Here is an 18,546-nt window from a genome sequence, read left to right as displayed (position 1 = left end):
CGAGCCTCGAATTGACTGACTATGTGATAATCACATTATTACAGACATAAAAAAACCGACACCAAGGTCGGTTTTTTTCATCATCACAGGGGGATAAACCCTATTCTTTGCTGATGCTCTTTATGTCTTGCGGCTCATCTTCATCGCCATATTCGTCTTCATCATCTTTACGAATGTAAAAACGTGAGAAGAATAAGCCGACTTCAAATAGCAAGCACATCGGCACCGCTAACAAGGTCTGAGATAAAATATCAGGCGGTGTTAACAACATACCGACCACAAACGCTGCCACGATAATATATGGGCGTTTACTGCGTAACGTTTCAGGATCGGTAGCACCGGTCCAACACAACAGAATAATCGCGACAGGGATCTCAAATGCAATACCGAACGCCATAAATAGCGACAATACGAAATCGAGATAACTTGAAATATCTGTTGCAACTTCAACTCCTTGCGGAGCGACGCTGGTAAAGAACTTAAACACCAATGGAAACACAACAAAATAAGCAAACGCAACACCGGCATAAAACAGCAATGAGCTGGAAACCAGTAATGGCATAATAAGCTTACGTTCATGCTTGTATAAACCAGGAGCTACAAACGCCCACAGTTGATACAAAATCATTGGTACAGCAATAAACACAGCGGTAACTAAAGTGAGTTTTATCGGTGTAAAGAACGGTGACGCAACATCTGTTGCAATCATAGTGGCACCGATTGGCATACGTTCAACCAAAGGTGCTGCTACAAACGCGTAAATGTCTTTCGAAAACCAAACTATACAGACAAAAACCACTAGCACGCTGATGAGAGAGCGCAGGATCCGTGTACGCAGCTCAAGTAAATGGCTGAATAACGGCTGCGAATCTTCGACAGTCGACATAGTGATGTAATTTATTCCTGCTTATTAGAAGTCGTTGCTGAGGGTTGCTCGCTTTTATCAGCATAGGGACGTTGCACATCAGAGGCGACTTTTTTAAGTTCATCAACCGACTCTTGCAATTCAGGCGCGATGTCCTTCATTCCCATTTGCTCAGCTTTTTTTAAATTGGCTTGCAGTTCCTGAATTTTCAGTTCCTGAGACAATTCATCTTTGACTGAGTTTGCCATATTACGGGCTGCACCTATCCACTGCGATACAGTACGTATCGCAACGGGTAGACGTTCCGGCCCCAGTACTACCAATCCCACCACGGAGATCAGCACTAACTCCCAGAACCCGATATCAAACACGTCTTAAACCTGCTCTTTGTCTTTTTGACTCGTTGTTGTCTGATCAGCTGCTTGCTGTTCATCCGTAATTTTCTTTTGTTCAAAATCTGCATCTGTTGTTTCTTTTTTAGCTGCAGGTGCTGAATCATCATCACCAATCGCTTTTTTGAAACCCTTAACAGCAGAACCTAAGTCGCCACCTAATGTGCGTAACTTCTTAGTTCCGAACAACAGAACAATGATCAGTGCAATAATTAATAATTGCCAGATACTGATACCACCCATGCTTATTTTACCTCAGCTTTATGTGGTTAATAACGGAGTGCGTTGTTACACGCAACTATAAGTATAGGCGAAACCTACAGCGACTACTGTCGACAGGCTCGCCATCCCAGCAACCAAAATACCGCTCCTGCTCCAGCTGCAATAGCAGGATAGGTGGTAACATGATCACCGAAAAGTATGGCAGCACACACCATCATGGTGGCACCAATACCAAAATAAAATCTTGCCTTACCTTGGTTACGCCGACTATCCATGAAATTATCATAGAGTGTATCGAGTCGTTGATTCATAACCTTGCCTTGGCGCAAACTGTCGTAAAGTAATTCAGGTAATTCTGGTAACTTTTCAGCCCAAAATGGCGCTTTACTCTTTACTGCATCAATAATGGCTTGTGGGCCAACTTGACGTGACATCCAATCTTCTAAAAATGGTTTTGCTGTCGCCCATAAATCAAGTTGTGGGTACAGCTGGCGTCCAAGACCTTCAACATAAAGCAATGTCTTTTGTAACAACACTAATTGCGGCTGCACTTCCATATTAAATCGACGTGCAGTATTGAATAAATTCAACAATACATGCCCAAATGATATTTCACATAACGGCTTTTCAAATATGGGTTCACACACGGTACGAATAGCAACTTCAAACGCGTCAATATTGGTATCTGCGGGTACCCAACCTGAATCAACATGCAATTCGGCCACTTTTCGGTAATCTCGATTAAAGAAAGCCAGTAAGTTTTCAGCCAAATAACGTTTGTCTTCACGATTAAGCGTGCCGACAATACCACAATCTAATGCTATCCATTGTGGATCATGTGGGTGCTCATAGGAAACAAAAATATTCCCTGGGTGCATGTCAGCATGAAAGAAACTATCACGGAACACTTGGGTAAAAAATATATTTACCGCATTTTCTGATAATAATTTCAGATCAGTACCGTTAGCTTTTAAGGCATCAAGGTCAGAAACCTGAATCCCGTAGATTCGCTCCATCACCAGTAAATTTACACTGCTGTAATCAGTAAAGACCTCAGGCACATACAGAGTGTCATCACCTTCAAAGTTACGTCGAAGTTGAATTCCATTCGCTGCTTCACGCATTAAATCCAGTTCATCAAGTAAGGTTTTTTCGTATTCCCTTACCACTTCAACTGGACGTAATCGCCGTGCTTGTGGTTGAAGCCGAGAAACTATCTCGGCCATCCTGTACATCAGCTTAATATCTGCTTCAATAATAGGACGAATATCAGGACGAATGACTTTAAATACAATTTCACGGCCATTTTCTTTCATGGTCGCAGTATGAACTTGTGCAATCGAAGCTGAAGCTAACGCTACCTCATCAAAATCATCAAACCATTGCTCAATCGGGCCACCTAATGATGCTTCAATCGTACGTCTCGCTAATTGACCATCAAACGGGGCCACTTGATCTTGCAATAACGCTAATTGATCGGCGATATGGGGAGGGAACAAATCACGTCGAGTCGACATCATCTGCCCAAACTTGATCCACACCGGACCTAATTCTTGTAACGCTAACCGTAATCGCTCACCTAACGGTTTATCTGGATATTCATTTTTAATCCAGAATAACGATTTACGTAATTTTTTTGGCAATACTGTTCGTGGGTCTTGCGGAATAAAATCATCCAAACCGTAACGTAATTGCACTTCAATAATACGGTAAAGACGTTTAAATTCACGAATAGTCATCATGGCTATTATCGCTCAAGTAGCTGATTTAATCGGGCCTCAAAACAGGCAACATCTGATTTCAAGTCATCAACTTGATCAGCAAAATACGCGATCTCTAATGGCTGTGGTAATAATTTCCACTCTTCCGTTAGTGTTTGAGCTACATTTCGCTGGCGTTTTAGTAATCGCTGCTGAATAAACTGTCCACTTGATTTGATGCCGCTAACCACCGTATGCGCCACAACATCCCCACTGTAATAAGCGAGCTTTTCTTCGATATCTGGCTTTAATCCACCTAATAAACTAGAAAAATGCTGGGCGAGTTGTAAGTCACCATCAAGAGATAACTTATCAGCTTTAATTAACTGAGTGAGATTGGCTTGCTGGCGTAATTCAGGCAGCGCCGTTAAATTGAGGGCCAATTGACAATCGACCTCACCCTCATAAGCCGCTAATACATCAATTTGCTGACTAAAAACAAAATATAGCGTTTTGCCAAATTCATTCAGAACCACGCTAATCACTTTTCCGCGTAAGCGTGACAAACGACGCTGACTATCAGCATCGTCTTTTACTAATTGATTAAGCGCTGTTTCTACCGCGCCAGTAACAAATGCATCTATTGGCATAGGGGCCTCAGAACTTATAACCACGGTGCAAAGCAACAATACCGCCAGTTAAGTTGTAATAGGTTGTCTGATCAAACCCAGCATCGTCCATCATTCCTTTCAATGTTTCTTGATCAGGATGCATACGAATAGACTCAGCTAAATAGCGATAACTTTCGCTATCATGAGCAATGATTTCACCGATTTTCGGTAATAAATGAAATGAGTAAGCGTCATATATTTTTGATAAAGGCTCTAAAATCGGCTTAGAAAACTCTAGCACTAATAAACGACCACCGGGTTTTAATACACGGTACATCGAACGTAATGCTTGTTCTTTATCGGTAACGTTACGCAAGCAGAAGCTGATCGTAATACAATCAAAATAATTATCAGGAAAAGGCAGTTCTTCGGCATTTGCTTGAACATAACCAACGTTACCAATCACGCCACTATCACGTAGCTTACTGCGGCCAACTTTTAGCATTGAGTTATTAATGTCGGCTAAAATAACTTGTCCACTGTCACCCACAATACGAGAAAATTTAGCGGTTAAATCACCAGTACCACCGCCTAAATCAAGCACGCGTTGACCACGGCGCACACCACTGCAGTCAATCGTGAAACGCTTCCAAACGCGATGAATACCCATCGACATTAAATCATTCATAATGTCGTACTTTGCCGCTACTGAATGGAATACTTCAGCAACCATGGTTGCTTTTTCCTCTTTGGCCACGGTACGAAAGCCAAAGTGGGTCGTGTCTTGTGTGGTGTCCGTCATGCTCAATCCATTATGTGTCCTCGCGCTCATTCCATTATCACAATAAAATAGCTGACGAGGATTAAATTCATTTATTCAACTGGCTTAGTGTACTTGATGGTTGTCGTTTGCTCAAAGTGGTTTACTCTTTAAGCACTACAAATCAGACTCAGTCGCTGAAGTGATATGTGAAAAACCTCTCGCATCATGCAATTGTGACTGCGATTTTTCAACTAATTGCGAGCTAATATCACGCTTCACTTCTACCCCCAATAACTTAAAACTTTCAGCTTGACGAATAACATTCCCTCGCCCACTGACTAATTTATTCATGGCGCTATGATAACTTTGACTGGCCTTATCTAATGACGTACCTAATCCTTCCATATCGGTAACAAATAAGCGTAATTTGTCGTATAACTTACTTGCTCGATCAGCAATTTCTTTGGCGTTTTGATTTTGACGTTCATTACGCCATAAATTATTAATGGTTCTCAGTGCCACCAGCAAAGTCGTTGGGCTAACCAACATAATATTGAGATCCATTGCATCACGAATCAGTTTAGGATCAGCGGCAATCGCGGCTTGAAAAGCAGGTTCAACCGGAATAAACATCAACACATAATCCAAACTTTGAACGCCATGCAACTGATGATAATCTTTGCGGCTTAAACCTCGCATGTGTGCTCGCATTGAAGCAATATGCTCACTCATTGCCAGTTCTCGCGCCGCCACAGTGTCGGCATTAAAGAACCGTTCATAAGCCACTAATGACATTTTAGCATCAACCACCACATCCTTTTGCTGAGGTAAATGCACCACCACATCTGGCTGATAGCGTTTGCCATCTTCATTTTCTAGGCTGACTTGGGTTTGATATTCATGCCCTTCACGCAGTCCTGATTCGGTTAATACCCGCGCGAGTACCACTTCTCCCCAATTACCTTGAGCCTTATTATCACCTTTAAGCGCTTGAGTTAGATTCACCGCTTCTTGCGCCATTTGCTCATTGAGTTGTTTAAGATGATTAATTTGATGGACCAGAGTATGACGTTCGCGGGATTCTTGTGTGAAGTTATCGTTAACTTGTTTTTTAAAACCTTCCAGCTGCTCTTTCAATGGCATTAATAAACGCTGAAGACTGATTTTATTCTGCTCATCGACACTCCGAGTTTTGTGTTCAAACAATTTATTAGCAAGGCTTTCAAATTGCACCCGTAATCGCTCTTCGGCATTTTCTAATAATTGAATTTTTTCTTCGGCCGATTTTTGTTCTTCAAAATGACGGGCATCTTGTTCACGTAAATCCGCTTCAAGACCAGCATTAATGATTCGTGCGTTATCTAATTGTTCTGATAAATACAGTTTTTCATTTTGAAGCGCTTCAAAATGACGCATTTTTTCAACCGCAGCCGATAAATTACCATGCAGTTGTCGAATTTCATGGGTTAGGCGATCACGCTCGTCATCCATCTGCTCGAGTTCTTGATTACGCTCATTTAACTGCTGCTGTAATTGTTGCTCACGTAATTGCAATAACCGACTATCAGCCTCTGCTTGCTGCTGATGTAATTGTAATGTTTGCTCAAAACGTCCCTTTAACCATAGTGTGGTAATAACACTCGCCACTGTCGCGCCAGAGATCGCTGCCAACAGGGAAATCATGCCACCACTCAACCATTCCGTCATATCAAATACTCTACAAAAAACACGCTTCCATTTCTGTTGTAAGGCTAAGTCGATACTGGATAAATGTCCAGTTCAGTGATTTTTATTGATAGTACTATCACTGTTTATTGTTGCCACTCAACGCGTTAAATGCATCATAAACACCCCCTTCATCATTTGCCCCATAAAAATAAAGCCTGTCACAATGACAGGCTTAATCATAACGTCTACTCAAGCAACCTTTGGCCGCAATCACTCACACCTTATCGGTTGTGAGTACCGTTTGATGCCAGCTTTTACCCCATTTTGACCACAACACAAATAAACCAGGAATCAGTAACCACATCTGTAGGGTCATCAACATTGGCGTTGCTAAATCTAAACGCTGAGTCAAACTTACCATCACGCCAGCACCACTCATCTGAAATAGGCCTAACAATGCCGCAGCAGTACCTGCACGATCACCAAAAGGCGCTAATGCTTTACCTGCCGCAGAGCCTAAGACAAAAGCAAACCCAAATGAGCAGATAAAAATAGGCACCATAAATGCCCATGCTTGATTGATTGTACTCAGAGCCAACATTAAACCACCAGCGGCAGCTAAAATAATCAATCCGGTTTGCAATGTTGCTCGCGTACCAAAACGATCCATAAATTTAGGCGCAACCATGCATGCTGTAATATTTAATGCCGCATTAATGCCAAACCACAGCGTAAATTGGTTCATATCAGCACCAAGGTGACTCATTAACCATACAGGAGCCGACGTCACATACGCTAAAATAACCGCCATTGATAACATGCACAGACTCGCATGGTATAAAAAAGTAGGTTCACGTAATACCGACCAATAACGACTCAGACTTAATGTTGAACCACTCACATGAGTATTCGTAGGACGGGTTTCTTTAAACATCGTCATAATAAACAGCCCAGCAACGAGTGCAAAGCCTGCCATAAAACTAAAATTTGAACGCCAACCAAACTCATGGGTTAACCAGGTTCCTAATAACGGTGCTAAAGCGGGAATAAAACAGATTGCACCATTTAAGTAACTGATCATACGACCACTTTTTTCAGCACCAAAACTATCACGCACCGCAGAGAATGCCGCAACAGAAGTCGCACAAGCACCAAACCCTTGTAATAAACGCGCCGTTAAAAGCATGTCTAAATTGGTGGCTAAATACGCCATTAAGGCACTAAAACCATAAATAACAATCCCAGCTAACGCAATCGGGCGGCGTCCAAAACGATCCGCTAATGGTCCTGCCAATAATTGCCCCAAACCAAGGCTGAACATAAACCATGTCACGGTATCTTGTACACGCACAGCATTAACCCCAAAACTATCGGCAATAGCTGGGAAAGCGGGTAAATAAATATCAATAGCCAACGGGCTAAATAGCACCAAAACCACCATTAAAGTGACTAATTTGGTATCGGTAGTAGGGGGTGTCGACGAGGTCATATGTTGTTCCTAAAAGATGATCGCGCCAAGTTTACGGCTTTAGAGATATGAATAGAAATGGTATATATTCAATAGCACTTTTCCTTTTGGGAATATCAGCAATGATTGCTATTGCTCCTATGCTCGCCGAAATAACACCGCCCTATCGAAAATATAATAAATGCCAATCAATTACTGATTCGCTAATTGAAGCCAACCGCCAAACACGCTAACGTAACCGCATCAACTTACTCACTCAGCTAAATATTCGCTGGTGTTATGTAAGTTCACCGTTTATGTCATCGCCTCGATGATGCTTTAATTAAAGGACGAAAAACATGCAAGCAGCAATTTCGCAACGTGTTGAACAAATCCGCCACTGGCTCACTGAAAATCAGTTAGATGCATTATTGATCCCTCACGAAGATGAGTTTTTAGGTGAGTACATTCCTGATCATAATGAACGCCTACACTGGTTAACTGGATTTACTGGCTCAGCTGGTGCTGCCATTATTACTCGTGATGATGCTGCTGTTTTTGTTGATGGTCGATATGTAGTGCAAGTACGTAAACAAGTCCCAAGTGATGTTTTTCAATACTGCCATCTTATTGAGCAACCACCAGTACAATGGGCATTAGAAAATTTAGCCGCTGGTAGCAAAATTGCGATTGATGCTCGCCTTCATAGTGCAGCATGGCTTAAAAATGCCACCACCACTATTGATGGTGAATTAGCCTTAGTGTGTATTGATGAAAACCCCATTGATCAACTATGGCTAGACCGCCCAGCGCCTGTATTGTCTGACGCCCAATTAATGGGGCTTGAATTTGTTGGCCAAGCAAGTACAGATAAGCGCCAACAAATTGCTGCTTTACTAACAACACAAAAAGCCAATGCTGCCTTTTTAAGCCAGCTCGATAGTATTGCATGGCTACTCAATATTCGTGGTGATGACGTCCATTGCCTACCTGTATTACTTTCAGCTGCAATTATTCACAGCGATGCTTCAGTTGATTTTTATATCGACCATCACCGCTTACCAGAAGGCTTTGCCGCCCATGTAGGTGCTGGCGTGACCATCTGTAAACCGGAGCAACTAGCAACTGGGCTAGCCGCTCTTGCAGGTAAACGAGTACTGTTTGATTCAACAAATAGTAACGCATGGGCAGCGCAACAATTAACAGAGGCAGGAACCCTATTAATTGAAGCAGCAAACCCAACCTTACTGCCAAAATCGACTAAAAATGCCACCGAGATGGCGGGTATGAAAGCGTGTCATATTCGTGATGGCGTCGCGATTAGTAAATTCTTAGCCTGGATTGATGCGCAAGTTGCGACAGGTCATTTACTGGATGAAGCCCAATTATCAGATCAACTGTGGCAATTCCGTCAGTTAGATCCAAGTTGCAGTGATGTGAGCTTTGATACCATTTCAGCGGCAGCAGGCAATGCGGCAATGTGCCACTACAATCACCTTAACCAACCGCAGCCAAGTAAACTGCAAATGGATACCGTGTACTTAGTCGATTCAGGTGGTCAATATCCAGACGGTACTACCGATATTACTCGTACTATTGCCATTGGTCAGCCGGGTGAAGAGGTGAAGCAAGCCTTTACTTTAGTATTAAAAGGTCATATTGCATTAGCATCAGCGCGCTTTCCAAAAGGCACAACAGGTAGCCAACTTGATGCGTTAGCTCGTCAACATTTATGGGCGTATGGGTTTGATTATGATCATGGCACTGGTCACGGTGTCGGTCACTTTCTAAGTGTGCATGAAGGACCGCAACGGATTGCCAAAGCCTATAATCCAACGGCATTATTGCCAGGTATGGTGTTGTCTAATGAACCTGGATATTACCGCGCAGATGCATTTGGTATTCGTATTGAAAACCTTGAAGCGGTAGTAGAAGTGGCAACCCAAGGTGATATGTCGGTAATGGGATTTGAATCGCTAACTCGCGCCCCGATTGATAAGCGTTTAATTGATTTAAGCTTATTAACAGATATCGAACTCGCGTGGCTTAACCATTACCACCACACCGTGTTTGAGGTTATTAGCCCAGCCTTAGACGGTGATGATTTAGCATGGTTAACTCAAGCAACAGCACCATTACAACGCTAATAATAACGTCGCATTAATAATAAAAAAGCCAGTGCATCACCTTTTGCACTGGCTTATTGTGACCTTCAAATGTGGTTACCCCGAGTAAACCGCGTCCCAGTCTTTCCACACCACCTCAAATCCTCGCTGCTTCACCGCCATAGCAACCTCTACCACACTGCGATCATCACTGATTGCAAATTGCTCTAACTCTGGCGTGTCATCAGCATAACCGCCCGGCTGGGTTTTCGAACCCGCTGATAGGCTAGTTACCCCTAGTGGTAATACATTATCGCGAAAATAAGCTGATTCACGAGTGGATAACGATAACTCAACCTCATGATTAAATAACCGATAAGCACAGATTAATTGCACTAACTGGCGATCAGTCATTATTGATTTAGGCTCAATACCACCAGTACAGGGTCGCAACCGTGGAAATGAAATCGAATAACGACTCTGCCAATACTGGCGCTCAAGATAGGCCAAATGGTTCGCAACAAAAAAACTGTCCGTACGCCAATCATCCATTCCTAATAGCGCTCCAATCCCTATTTTATCGATGCCAGCTTGCGCTAATCGATCAGGTGTCTCAAGCCGATAATCAAAGTTGGTTTTATTACCTCGTAAATGGTGCTCGGCATAAGTTCGAGCATGATAGGTTTCTTGATACACCATCACCGCATCTAAACCTAAACTTTTCAGCTCTCGATATTGCTGTTGTTCAAGCGGCTGAACTTCCATCGCAATATGATTAAAGTGGGATTTAATTTGAGGTAATGTATGCCTGAAATAGTCCATCCCAACTTTAGTTTGATGCTCACCGGTTACCAACAACACACTATCAAACAGAAGTGCTTTGATCGCTTTACATTCTCGCTCAATATCAGCGGTAGTTAATGTGCGTCGCTTAATTCGATTTTCCATTGAAAAACCACAATAAGTACACGCATTAGCGCACAAATTAGAGAGATATAATGGCACATAAAAATGTATCGCATAGCCAAACCGCTGCCGAGTTAATAACGCTGCTTGTTTTGCCAATGATTCTAAATAAGGCTCCGCGGCGGGTGAGATTAACGCTTTAAAATCGTTAAGATCACACTGCGGTTTAGCCAGTGCTCGTTCAACATCAGCAGCCGTTTTAGCGTAAATCGATAGGCGAATATCATCCCAGTCCAATTGCTGCCATACATTCACAAAGCTCATTCTCACTCCTTAGCATTCACTATCGAGAAAAGCCGTTAATGGACTGGATGCAACAGCATGACTCACTTTATCCGCTAATCCCGCTTGATAAGCCATACGACCACTAATAACCGCCCATTTAAATGCTTCCCCCATCGCAATTGGATCAACAGCAGTCGCAATAGCGGTGTTAACTAAGACAGCATCTGCTCCCATTTCCATTGCCGCTGCAGCATCAGACGGAGCACCAATTCCTGCATCTATAATTACCGGCACTTGCGCTTGATCGATGATTATTTGCAAAAAATCACGTGATACCAAGCCTTTATTTGAACCTATCGGTGCCCCTAATGGCATCACCGCCGCACAACCAACCTCTTCCAAGCGCTTACATAACACCGGATCAGCATGACAATAAGGCAATACCACAAAACCTTGTTTCACCAACGCTTCTGCCGCTAATAAGGTTTCAATCGGATCAGGCATTAAGTATTTGGGATCAGGGTGTATCTCTAATTTAAGCCAATTAGTGTCTAACGCTTCACGAGCTAATTGCGCAGCAAATATGGCTTCTTGGGCATTTTTAGCCCCCGAAGTATTGGGTAAAAGATTGACTCCAGCAGCCATTAAAGGCGCTAAAATATCATCCGCTTGATGGGCTAAGTCGACCCGTTTCAGAGCCATGGTAACCAATTGAGATTCCGAGGCTAATAACGATGCGGTCATTACATCACGATGAGAATATTTTCCAGTTCCAGTAAACAACCGCGAATCAAATATTTTATCGGCAATAGTGAGCATGTTAGCCTCCTGCTATAACTTGAAAGAGCGTGATCTGATCGTTATGGTTCAACACTGTTGTTGACCATTCACTACGCGTAACAATGGCTTGATTTATCGCAATTGCAGCGCCCACCGTTGGTAGGGTTAATTGCTCAACTAACTCGGTTAGACATTGTTGTGAATGACACTCCACAGCTTGATTATTTAACCAGACGGTTATCATTGTCATTACACTGTACCTCCATTAACAAGGTGGTGATCACCACAGACGGGACACTGTTGATCAATATTGATTCCAAATTGACGCCACTGCCCTTGTGAACCATCAAATTGAGAAAGGTGATTTACATCAACCATATTCGTCTCAACAATCGCTTTTATGACTGCAAGCGCCTGCATGGTGCCAATAATTCCTACTACAGGCCCCACAATGCCACCACTACGACAATTACGCACTTTGTCCGTATTTGGTACAGCTTGAGGCAATAAACATTGATAACAAGGTCCAATCCCAGTTCTAAAGTCAAACGTCATTAACTGTCCTTGCCAGCCTATCGCAGCCCCTGAAACTAAGCGCTTTCTCGCTGTAAAACAGACATCATTAATCGCATAGCGGGTCGAAAAATTATCACTGCAATCAACCACAATATCAGCTTGATCAACTTCCAACGCTAACTGCAAACCAGCTAATCTCGTTGTGACCGCGCGGTAACGATTAAGTGGATTTAACGCCCGCATTTGAGCACACGCAGCCTGCGCTTTATTACACCCAACATCTGCTTCACGATACAAAACTTGGCGCTGTAAATTCGACACTTCAACTACGTCATCATCAGCAATGACAATCGTACCCACGCCAGCCGCCGCCAAATAAAGCCCAACAGCAGAACCTAAACCACCACCGCCAACAATTAACACCTGAGTATTTTTCAGTTGTTGCTGTCCTGATTCGGCAATATCAGCCACCATCAACTGGCGGCTATAACGCATAAATTCAGTGTCAGAGAGCGCAGTGTTTATCATTCCGCCCTCCTGCAGCCACATCTTCAGTGTTGGGCACCAATATCTTGTGCAATTCAGTGATCATAAGTGCAGGATCGGCAGCTTGAGTAATCGCACTCACAACAGCCACGCCAGAAACCCCAGTGCGCCACACTTTTGCTGCACGCTCAATGGTAATGCCACCAATTGCCACTGTTGGTACTCGATCACCAATCAATTTTTGATAAAGTGCTAATCGGCTCACGCCTTGAGGTAATGACGGCATATTTTTAGTTGATGTCACAAAAATATGGCCTAAAGCGATATAACTGGGCTGATATTCAAGCGCACGTAAGATTTCATAATAACCATGGGTAGAAATGCCAAGCCGTAATCCCGCTTGTTGAATCGCAACTAAATCAGCGCTATCAAGATCCTCCTGACCAAGATGAACACCATAAGCATGATGCTTAATTGCCAGCAGCCAATAATCATTAATGAACACCTGAGCTTGAGCTAACTCACCAGCAACAATGGCTTGTTGGATTTGGTGTTCCAGATCGGATACTTGGGGATTTTTGATCCGTAATTGGGTAGTTTTAACACCGAGCTGTAATACCCGCTCAACCCAATCAGCGCTCTCTAGCACAGGATATAATCCAAGCTTACTCAACCCTAAAGCCGCAAATGGAGCTACCTCTTGACCATCAATTAACCATCCAAGTTGTTTTATTTGAGGATGATTTATCGTTAAAGCACGAGGAAATACTTTGGCATCTGTAGGCCAAACAAGCTCACCTTGTGTACGATAATTATGATCTTGATAACTGTGTTCGTGATAACTCCGCGCATAAGCACGTGCCAATACCACTGCATCTTCCAATGGATAATCAAGCGCAAGTGCCACCAATAACATTGCCCGTTGTGCCTCACTGGCACCACTATGACGACAATACACTGCTCGAGCCTGCCCTTGATGATGCCAAATATCCACACAACCATCATTGGCAGGAAATCCACAGACCACTAAGCTAGGATCTGCAGCGACTTTTTGTTGCAACTGAGCTAATTCAGTAAAAGGGGCGAGCCACTGATCCCAAATTTGATACGTTGGAGGGGCACAATCTTCATCTGCAGCAACAAAATTAAACGCTAATGAGCATGCCTTAGTCATAGTTTTGATATCAATTAATGGTTCGTTGCTATGCACCGTTACTGTCACTGTATCGCCTAGTTGGTATAACTCAGCAGGTACTAACAGTGGTTCGATGTGCATTAATAATGGCATTAGATGAGGGGGAAGCGATAACGTGTTCATTGATTAATCCTCTTTAGCAGGGTGATACAACTTACTGCCACGAGATCGAAATTCTGCCGCTTTTTGTTCCATACCGACACGAGGATTATCACTCAACGTAATATCTATAGGTGATAACGTTTTCGCATAATCTCGAACTTCTTGAGAGATTTTCATTGAGCAAAATTTAGGGCCACACATTGAACAAAAGTGAGCCACTTTGCCAGATTCTTGTGGTAAGGTTTGATCGTGATAATCTCGAGCAGTTTGTGGGTCAAGGCCTAGATTAAATTGATCTTCCCAACGAAACTCAAACCGTGCTTTTGATAATGCATTATCACGAACTTGTGCTCCAGGGTGGCCTTTAGCTAAGTCTGCCGCATGCGCACACAGCTTGTACGTGATCAAACCGACTTTTACATCATCTTTATTGGGTAATCCTAAATGCTCTTTGGGCGTGACATAACACAGCATTGCACAGCCATACCAACCAATCATGGCCGCTCCAATACCAGAAGTAATATGATCATAACCCGGTGCAATATCTGTTGTCAGAGGCCCAAGTGTATAAAATGGCGCTTCATGACAATGTTTAAGTTGCTCATCCATATTAGCTTTAATCATATGCATCGGCACATGACCAGGACCTTCAATCATCACCTGAACATCATATTCCCACGCAATTTTTGTTAGCTCTCCTAGCGTGCGTAATTCACTGAACTGCGCTTCATCATTGGCATCAGCAATAGAGCCAGGACGCAAACCGTCCCCCAATGAGAGCGAAATATCATACTGGGCACAAATCTCACAAATACTGCGGAAATTTTCATACAAAAAACTTTCTTGATGATGCGCCAAACACCACTTAGCCATAATTGAGCCGCCACGAGAAACAATCCCTGTCACCCGTTTAGCCGTCATAGGTACATACCGTAATAAAACGCCAGCATGAATAGTAAAGTAATCGACACCTTGCTCAGCTTGCTCTAATAACGTATCTCGAAAAACATCCCAATTTAGATTTTCCGCAACGCCCTTTACTTTTTCTAATGCTTGATACATCGGTACGGTTCCAATTGGTACCGGACTATTACGAATGATCCATTCTCGTGTTTCATGAATATTACGTCCCGTCGAGAGATCCATCACCGTATCTCCTCCCCAGCGGGTCGACCATACTAATTTCTCAACTTCTTCTTCAATGGATGAACTGACGGCGGAATTACCAATGTTAGCATTAACCTTTACTAAAAAATTTCGCCCAATAATCATTGGTTCGACTTCTGGGTGATTGATATTTGCAGGAATAATCGCGCGCCCAGCCGCAACCTCTTGGCGCACAAATTCAGGCGTGATTTGTAAAGGAAGATTAGCACCAAAATTAACGCCAGGATGTTGTTGATTTAGCGTTTCATCATTAGAGGGCACTCGCCCCATATTTTCGCGAATCGCAATATATTCCATTTCAGGCGTAACAATACCTTGGCGGGCGTAATGCAGTTGAGTAACACACTTACCGTTATAAGCACGTCGCGTTGGAGCGCGCTGATTAAAACGCAATGAATCCAAACTCTGATTATGTAAGCGTTCATTGGCGTAGTCAGAACTTAATTCAGATAATAATTCAGTATCATTACGCTCAATGATCCACCCTTCGCGCACAGGGGACAAACCACGATAAATATCTATAGAGTGGTCGGGATCGGTATAAAATCCAGAAGTATCATAAACATGAATCGGTTGGTTCGGTTCAAAAATAGGGCTTTGTTTAGGACCACTAATAAGGCTATCAGCTAAAGCGATCTCTCTCATCGGAACTGAAATATCAGCACGACTACCAGTAATATAGACTTTTCGTGAATTAGGATAGGGTTGAGCCGTTAATGACTCGATAAATTGTTTCGCTTCCAATCTCGCTTGCTTGCGATTCGACACAGCAATTTCCTTTCAATGTTATAGGGAAAAATGCTTATCAGATGGGCGTAAACAAGAGCAATGCATACAGTTATGCATCATCAAATACATACAGTGATCCTCAATAAGGATATGCAGTAAAGATAACCTCTTGTTCCCTTCGCAGGTATTAGCCTGATCAGGTTCAACGGATCCCGCAATGCGGTCTCAGCCATATGGCACTCCGACAAGTAAGTGAATTAGTATAAGTACTTTGGTTGTAATCGCAACAGTTTATTAACAATGAACAACACACAGTGACAGATAGCAAAAAGCCGTGCAATTTTCCACGGCTTTTAATTTCATGGTAATCACTACAATGTTTATTGTGAGATAAGTACATCACACTTAAGGTGCTGAGCTAATGTTTCACTTACATCACCAAAAAGATGAATAGTAGATTTGTGATAACCCGTAATAACCAACTTAGCTTCAACTTTTTCAGCTAATTCTTCGATATGCTTAGTAATATCACCATTAGCAATATGTAATCCCGAAACAGGGTAAGATGAAGCTGCCGCTAACTCTGATAATTGTGACATCCGCTGTTTAGCAATTGCATCGTGCTCTTCTTGCAGTTCAATCTCAACATCAATAAAACTCACATTACCAACACCAGGCTCAACATAAGCAACATGCAGTTCAGCATTATTTTGGTCCGCAATGATTCCAGCTTTTACCATTAATTTATGCGCAAATTTATCTTCAGGATTAACAGCAAGTAATATTGTTTGATATAGCGACATAGCCTATCTCCATGAGCCAACGCCCAGTAGTTAATTTCTTAGTTGTGATTATGATGCTATAAATGTAGCTATACAACCAACTATGTGCCGACATTTTAATTTACGCTTAAATCAATGATTGCAGTTATCGAGAGTATTAACCAACTCAACAAGCGATTATTATGACGGTTTTTAATTATCACTTTTAACTGAAACGAGATACCAATGAGCCAATATATATTACTAGGATTCATCGCAATTGGTGGTGCATTCGGCGCCTGCTCACGATACTTAATTTCGGAGCTTTGCGTTATTTTATTTGGCCGTGGCTTCCCATACGGAACATTAACCGTCAATATTATTGGTTCGCTAATTATGGGGCTATTAATGTCGGGATTAAATCAAGGAATGATTGAGGCAGCACCATGGCGCCCAATGATTGGCTTAGGCTTTCTTGGAGCATTAACTACCTTCTCAACCTTTTCAATGGATAACATTGTAATGATGCAGCAAGGTGAGTTTATTAAGGCTGGCTTAAACATCGTACTTAACGTAACCGTCAGTTTGTTTGCTTGTTATATTGGCTATCAACTAATGATGAAAAGCTAATAATCATTCAAACATATAACCGCCGCAAGGCGGTTTTTTTTCGTCAAGATAAAGAGAATAGTGGAAACGCAGGAAACGCAGGAAACGCAGGAAACGCAGGAAACGCAGGAAACGCAGGAAACGCAGGAAACGCAGGAAACGCAGGAAACGCAGGAAACGCAGGAAACGCAGGAAACGATATATCAAACTGAATATCTGTCATTACTTTTTTCGTTATAAACGAAAAAAGGCCATCCTTACGGATGGCCTTTTAAAATTTGAAGCCTGGCGATGTCCTACTCTCACATGGGGAGACCCCACACTACCATCGGCGCTATTACGTTTCACTACTGAGTTCGGCATGGGATCAGGTGGGTCCATAACGCTATGGTCGCCAAGCAAATTCTGTTTTATTTATCGCCTTATGGCAATAAATAGCAATCTGGGAAAAATCTGACTAGTTGTTCTCACACTCATTCAAGCGTTTGCAGAGTCCGTCTCTTCTCTTATGAGAAGGAAAACCCCTTGGGTGTTGTATGGTTAAGCCTCACGGGCAATTAGTATCAGTTAGCTCAATGCCTCGCAGCACTTACACACCTGACCTATCAACGTTGTAGTCTTCAACAACCCTTTAGAGACCTTAAAGGTCTAGGGATGACTCATCTTGAGGCTCGCTTCCCGCTTAGATGCTTTCAGCGGTTATCGATTCCGAACTTAGCTACCGGGCAATGCATCTGGCGATACAACCCGAACACCAGCGGTTCGTCCACTCCGGTCCTCTCGTACTAGGAGCAGCCCCTCTCAATCATCCAACGCCCACGGCAGATAGGGACCGAACTGTCTCACGACGTTCTAAACCCAGCTCGCGTACCACTTTAAATGGCGAACAGCCATACCCTTGGGACCGACTTCAGCCCCAGGATGTGATGAGCCGACATCGAGGTGCCAAACACCGCCGTCGATATGAACTCTTGGGCGGTATCAGCCTGTTATCCCCGGAGTACCTTTTATCCGTTGAGCGATGGCCCTTCCATTCAGAACCACCGGATCACTATGACCTGCTTTCGCACCTGCTCGAATTGTCATTCTCGCAGTCAAGCGGGCTTATGCCATTGCACTAACCTCACGATGTCCGACCGTGATTAGCCCACCTTCGTGCTCCTCCGTTACTCTTTGGGAGGAGACCGCCCCAGTCAAACTACCCACCAGGCACTGTCCGTAACCCCGATAAGGGGTC

Annotated in this window: 18 protein-coding genes, 2 rRNA genes and 1 riboswitch; of the genes, 2 read left to right on the top strand and 18 right to left on the bottom strand. The window is 43.1% G+C overall.

What is annotated here, in order from left to right; genetic code table 11:
• Positions 1-100: 100 nt before the first annotated feature.
• From tatC to CZ809_RS17445, 8 genes are all read right to left on the bottom strand, one after another.
• On the bottom strand, positions 101-886 hold the full coding sequence (tatC, locus tag CZ809_RS17480) for a twin-arginine translocase subunit TatC (protein WP_080158823.1): 786 nt from the start codon (positions 884-886) through the stop codon (positions 101-103).
• An 11-nt stretch (positions 887-897) separates the two neighbouring features.
• Positions 898-1,236 carry a Sec-independent protein translocase protein TatB gene (tatB, locus tag CZ809_RS17475; protein ID WP_065168413.1) on the bottom strand — a complete coding sequence of 113 codons (339 nt, stop codon included), beginning with the start codon at positions 1,234-1,236 and terminating at the stop codon, positions 898-900.
• Positions 1,237-1,239: 3 nt separating this feature from the next.
• A complete protein-coding gene (gene tatA, locus CZ809_RS17470) occupies positions 1,240-1,500 on the bottom strand; it encodes a Sec-independent protein translocase subunit TatA (protein ID WP_080158822.1) in 261 nt (86 codons plus the stop codon).
• Between the two features lie 83 nt (positions 1,501-1,583).
• Entirely contained in the window at positions 1,584-3,221 is a 1,638-nt protein-coding gene (ubiB, locus tag CZ809_RS17465; protein WP_199190812.1) for a ubiquinone biosynthesis regulatory protein kinase UbiB, read from the bottom strand.
• A gap of 5 nt (positions 3,222-3,226) precedes the next feature.
• On the bottom strand, positions 3,227-3,829 hold the full coding sequence (locus CZ809_RS17460; RefSeq protein WP_080158821.1) for a ubiquinone biosynthesis accessory factor UbiJ: 603 nt from the start codon (positions 3,827-3,829) through the stop codon (positions 3,227-3,229).
• 7 nt (positions 3,830-3,836) lie between these two features.
• Positions 3,837-4,592 carry a bifunctional demethylmenaquinone methyltransferase/2-methoxy-6-polyprenyl-1,4-benzoquinol methylase UbiE gene (ubiE, locus tag CZ809_RS17455; RefSeq protein ID WP_080158820.1) on the bottom strand — a complete coding sequence of 252 codons (756 nt, stop codon included), beginning with the start codon at positions 4,590-4,592 and terminating at the stop codon, positions 3,837-3,839.
• Between the two features lie 135 nt (positions 4,593-4,727).
• On the bottom strand, positions 4,728-6,260 hold the full coding sequence (rmuC, locus tag CZ809_RS17450) for a DNA recombination protein RmuC (protein ID WP_080158819.1): 1,533 nt from the start codon (positions 6,258-6,260) through the stop codon (positions 4,728-4,730).
• Positions 6,261-6,495: 235 nt separating this feature from the next.
• Complete coding sequence (locus tag CZ809_RS17445) at positions 6,496-7,710, bottom strand: multidrug effflux MFS transporter (protein WP_080158818.1); 1,215 nt, start codon at positions 7,708-7,710, stop codon at positions 6,496-6,498.
• A gap of 317 nt (positions 7,711-8,027) precedes the next feature.
• Here CZ809_RS17445 and CZ809_RS17440 point away from each other — a divergent pair, with 317 nt between their 5' ends.
• Complete coding sequence (locus CZ809_RS17440) at positions 8,028-9,815, top strand: aminopeptidase P family protein (RefSeq protein WP_080158817.1); 1,788 nt, start codon at positions 8,028-8,030, stop codon at positions 9,813-9,815.
• Positions 9,816-9,890: 75 nt separating this feature from the next.
• Here CZ809_RS17440 and thiH read toward each other — a convergent pair whose 3' ends face one another.
• The 7 genes from thiH to CZ809_RS17405 all read right to left on the bottom strand — a co-directional run bounded on the left by thiH (position 9,891) and on the right by CZ809_RS17405 (position 16,742).
• Positions 9,891-11,003 carry a 2-iminoacetate synthase ThiH gene (gene thiH / locus CZ809_RS17435; protein ID WP_080158816.1) on the bottom strand — a complete coding sequence of 371 codons (1,113 nt, stop codon included), beginning with the start codon at positions 11,001-11,003 and terminating at the stop codon, positions 9,891-9,893.
• Between the two features lie 9 nt (positions 11,004-11,012).
• On the bottom strand, positions 11,013-11,783 hold the full coding sequence (locus CZ809_RS17430) for a thiazole synthase (protein ID WP_080158815.1): 771 nt from the start codon (positions 11,781-11,783) through the stop codon (positions 11,013-11,015).
• Between the two features lies 1 nt (position 11,784).
• Positions 11,785-11,994, bottom strand: coding sequence for a sulfur carrier protein ThiS (gene thiS, locus CZ809_RS17425; protein ID WP_235865969.1), 210 nt, complete (start codon positions 11,992-11,994; stop codon positions 11,785-11,787).
• A complete protein-coding gene (locus CZ809_RS17420) occupies positions 11,994-12,788 on the bottom strand; it encodes a HesA/MoeB/ThiF family protein (protein ID WP_080158814.1) in 795 nt (264 codons plus the stop codon). Before CZ809_RS17420 ends, thiS begins: the two co-directional genes overlap by 1 nt.
• Positions 12,766-14,064 carry a thiamine phosphate synthase gene (thiE, locus tag CZ809_RS17415; protein ID WP_080158813.1) on the bottom strand — a complete coding sequence of 433 codons (1,299 nt, stop codon included), beginning with the start codon at positions 14,062-14,064 and terminating at the stop codon, positions 12,766-12,768. Before thiE ends, CZ809_RS17420 begins: the two co-directional genes overlap by 23 nt.
• 3 nt (positions 14,065-14,067) lie before the next feature.
• Positions 14,068-15,978 (bottom strand): phosphomethylpyrimidine synthase ThiC, encoded by a 1,911-nt coding sequence (thiC, locus tag CZ809_RS17410; RefSeq protein WP_080158812.1) that lies wholly within the window; start codon positions 15,976-15,978, stop codon positions 14,068-14,070.
• A gap of 117 nt (positions 15,979-16,095) precedes the next feature.
• Positions 16,096-16,193, bottom strand: a riboswitch (TPP riboswitch).
• A 126-nt stretch (positions 16,194-16,319) separates the two neighbouring features.
• Positions 16,320-16,742: a universal stress protein gene (locus CZ809_RS17405; RefSeq protein WP_080158811.1), complete on the bottom strand. Its 423-nt coding sequence runs from the start codon at positions 16,740-16,742 to the stop codon at positions 16,320-16,322.
• A 204-nt stretch (positions 16,743-16,946) separates the two neighbouring features.
• Here CZ809_RS17405 and crcB point away from each other — a divergent pair, with 204 nt between their 5' ends.
• Positions 16,947-17,330 (top strand): fluoride efflux transporter CrcB, encoded by a 384-nt coding sequence (crcB, locus tag CZ809_RS17400; RefSeq protein WP_045036888.1) that lies wholly within the window; start codon positions 16,947-16,949, stop codon positions 17,328-17,330.
• Positions 17,331-17,373: 43 nt separating this feature from the next.
• On the opposite strand, the gene CZ809_RS21405 is transcribed toward crcB, so the two are convergent.
• The 3 genes from CZ809_RS21405 to CZ809_RS17385 form a co-directional block, all read right to left on the bottom strand.
• Positions 17,374-17,532 carry a hypothetical protein gene (locus tag CZ809_RS21405; protein WP_235865968.1) on the bottom strand — a complete coding sequence of 53 codons (159 nt, stop codon included), beginning with the start codon at positions 17,530-17,532 and terminating at the stop codon, positions 17,374-17,376.
• Between the two features lie 60 nt (positions 17,533-17,592).
• Positions 17,593-17,708, bottom strand: a 5S ribosomal RNA gene (gene rrf / locus CZ809_RS17390).
• Positions 17,709-17,845: 137 nt separating this feature from the next.
• Positions 17,846-18,546: ribosomal RNA gene (locus CZ809_RS17385) — 23S ribosomal RNA — on the bottom strand; the annotation flags it as partial.

It is taken from the genome of Photobacterium piscicola, assembly GCF_900166965.1.
Taxonomy (GTDB): domain Bacteria; phylum Pseudomonadota; class Gammaproteobacteria; order Enterobacterales; family Vibrionaceae; genus Photobacterium; species Photobacterium piscicola.
Note: the sequence above shows the minus strand (reverse complement) of the source record. Positions and strands in the feature narration are given on the sequence as shown.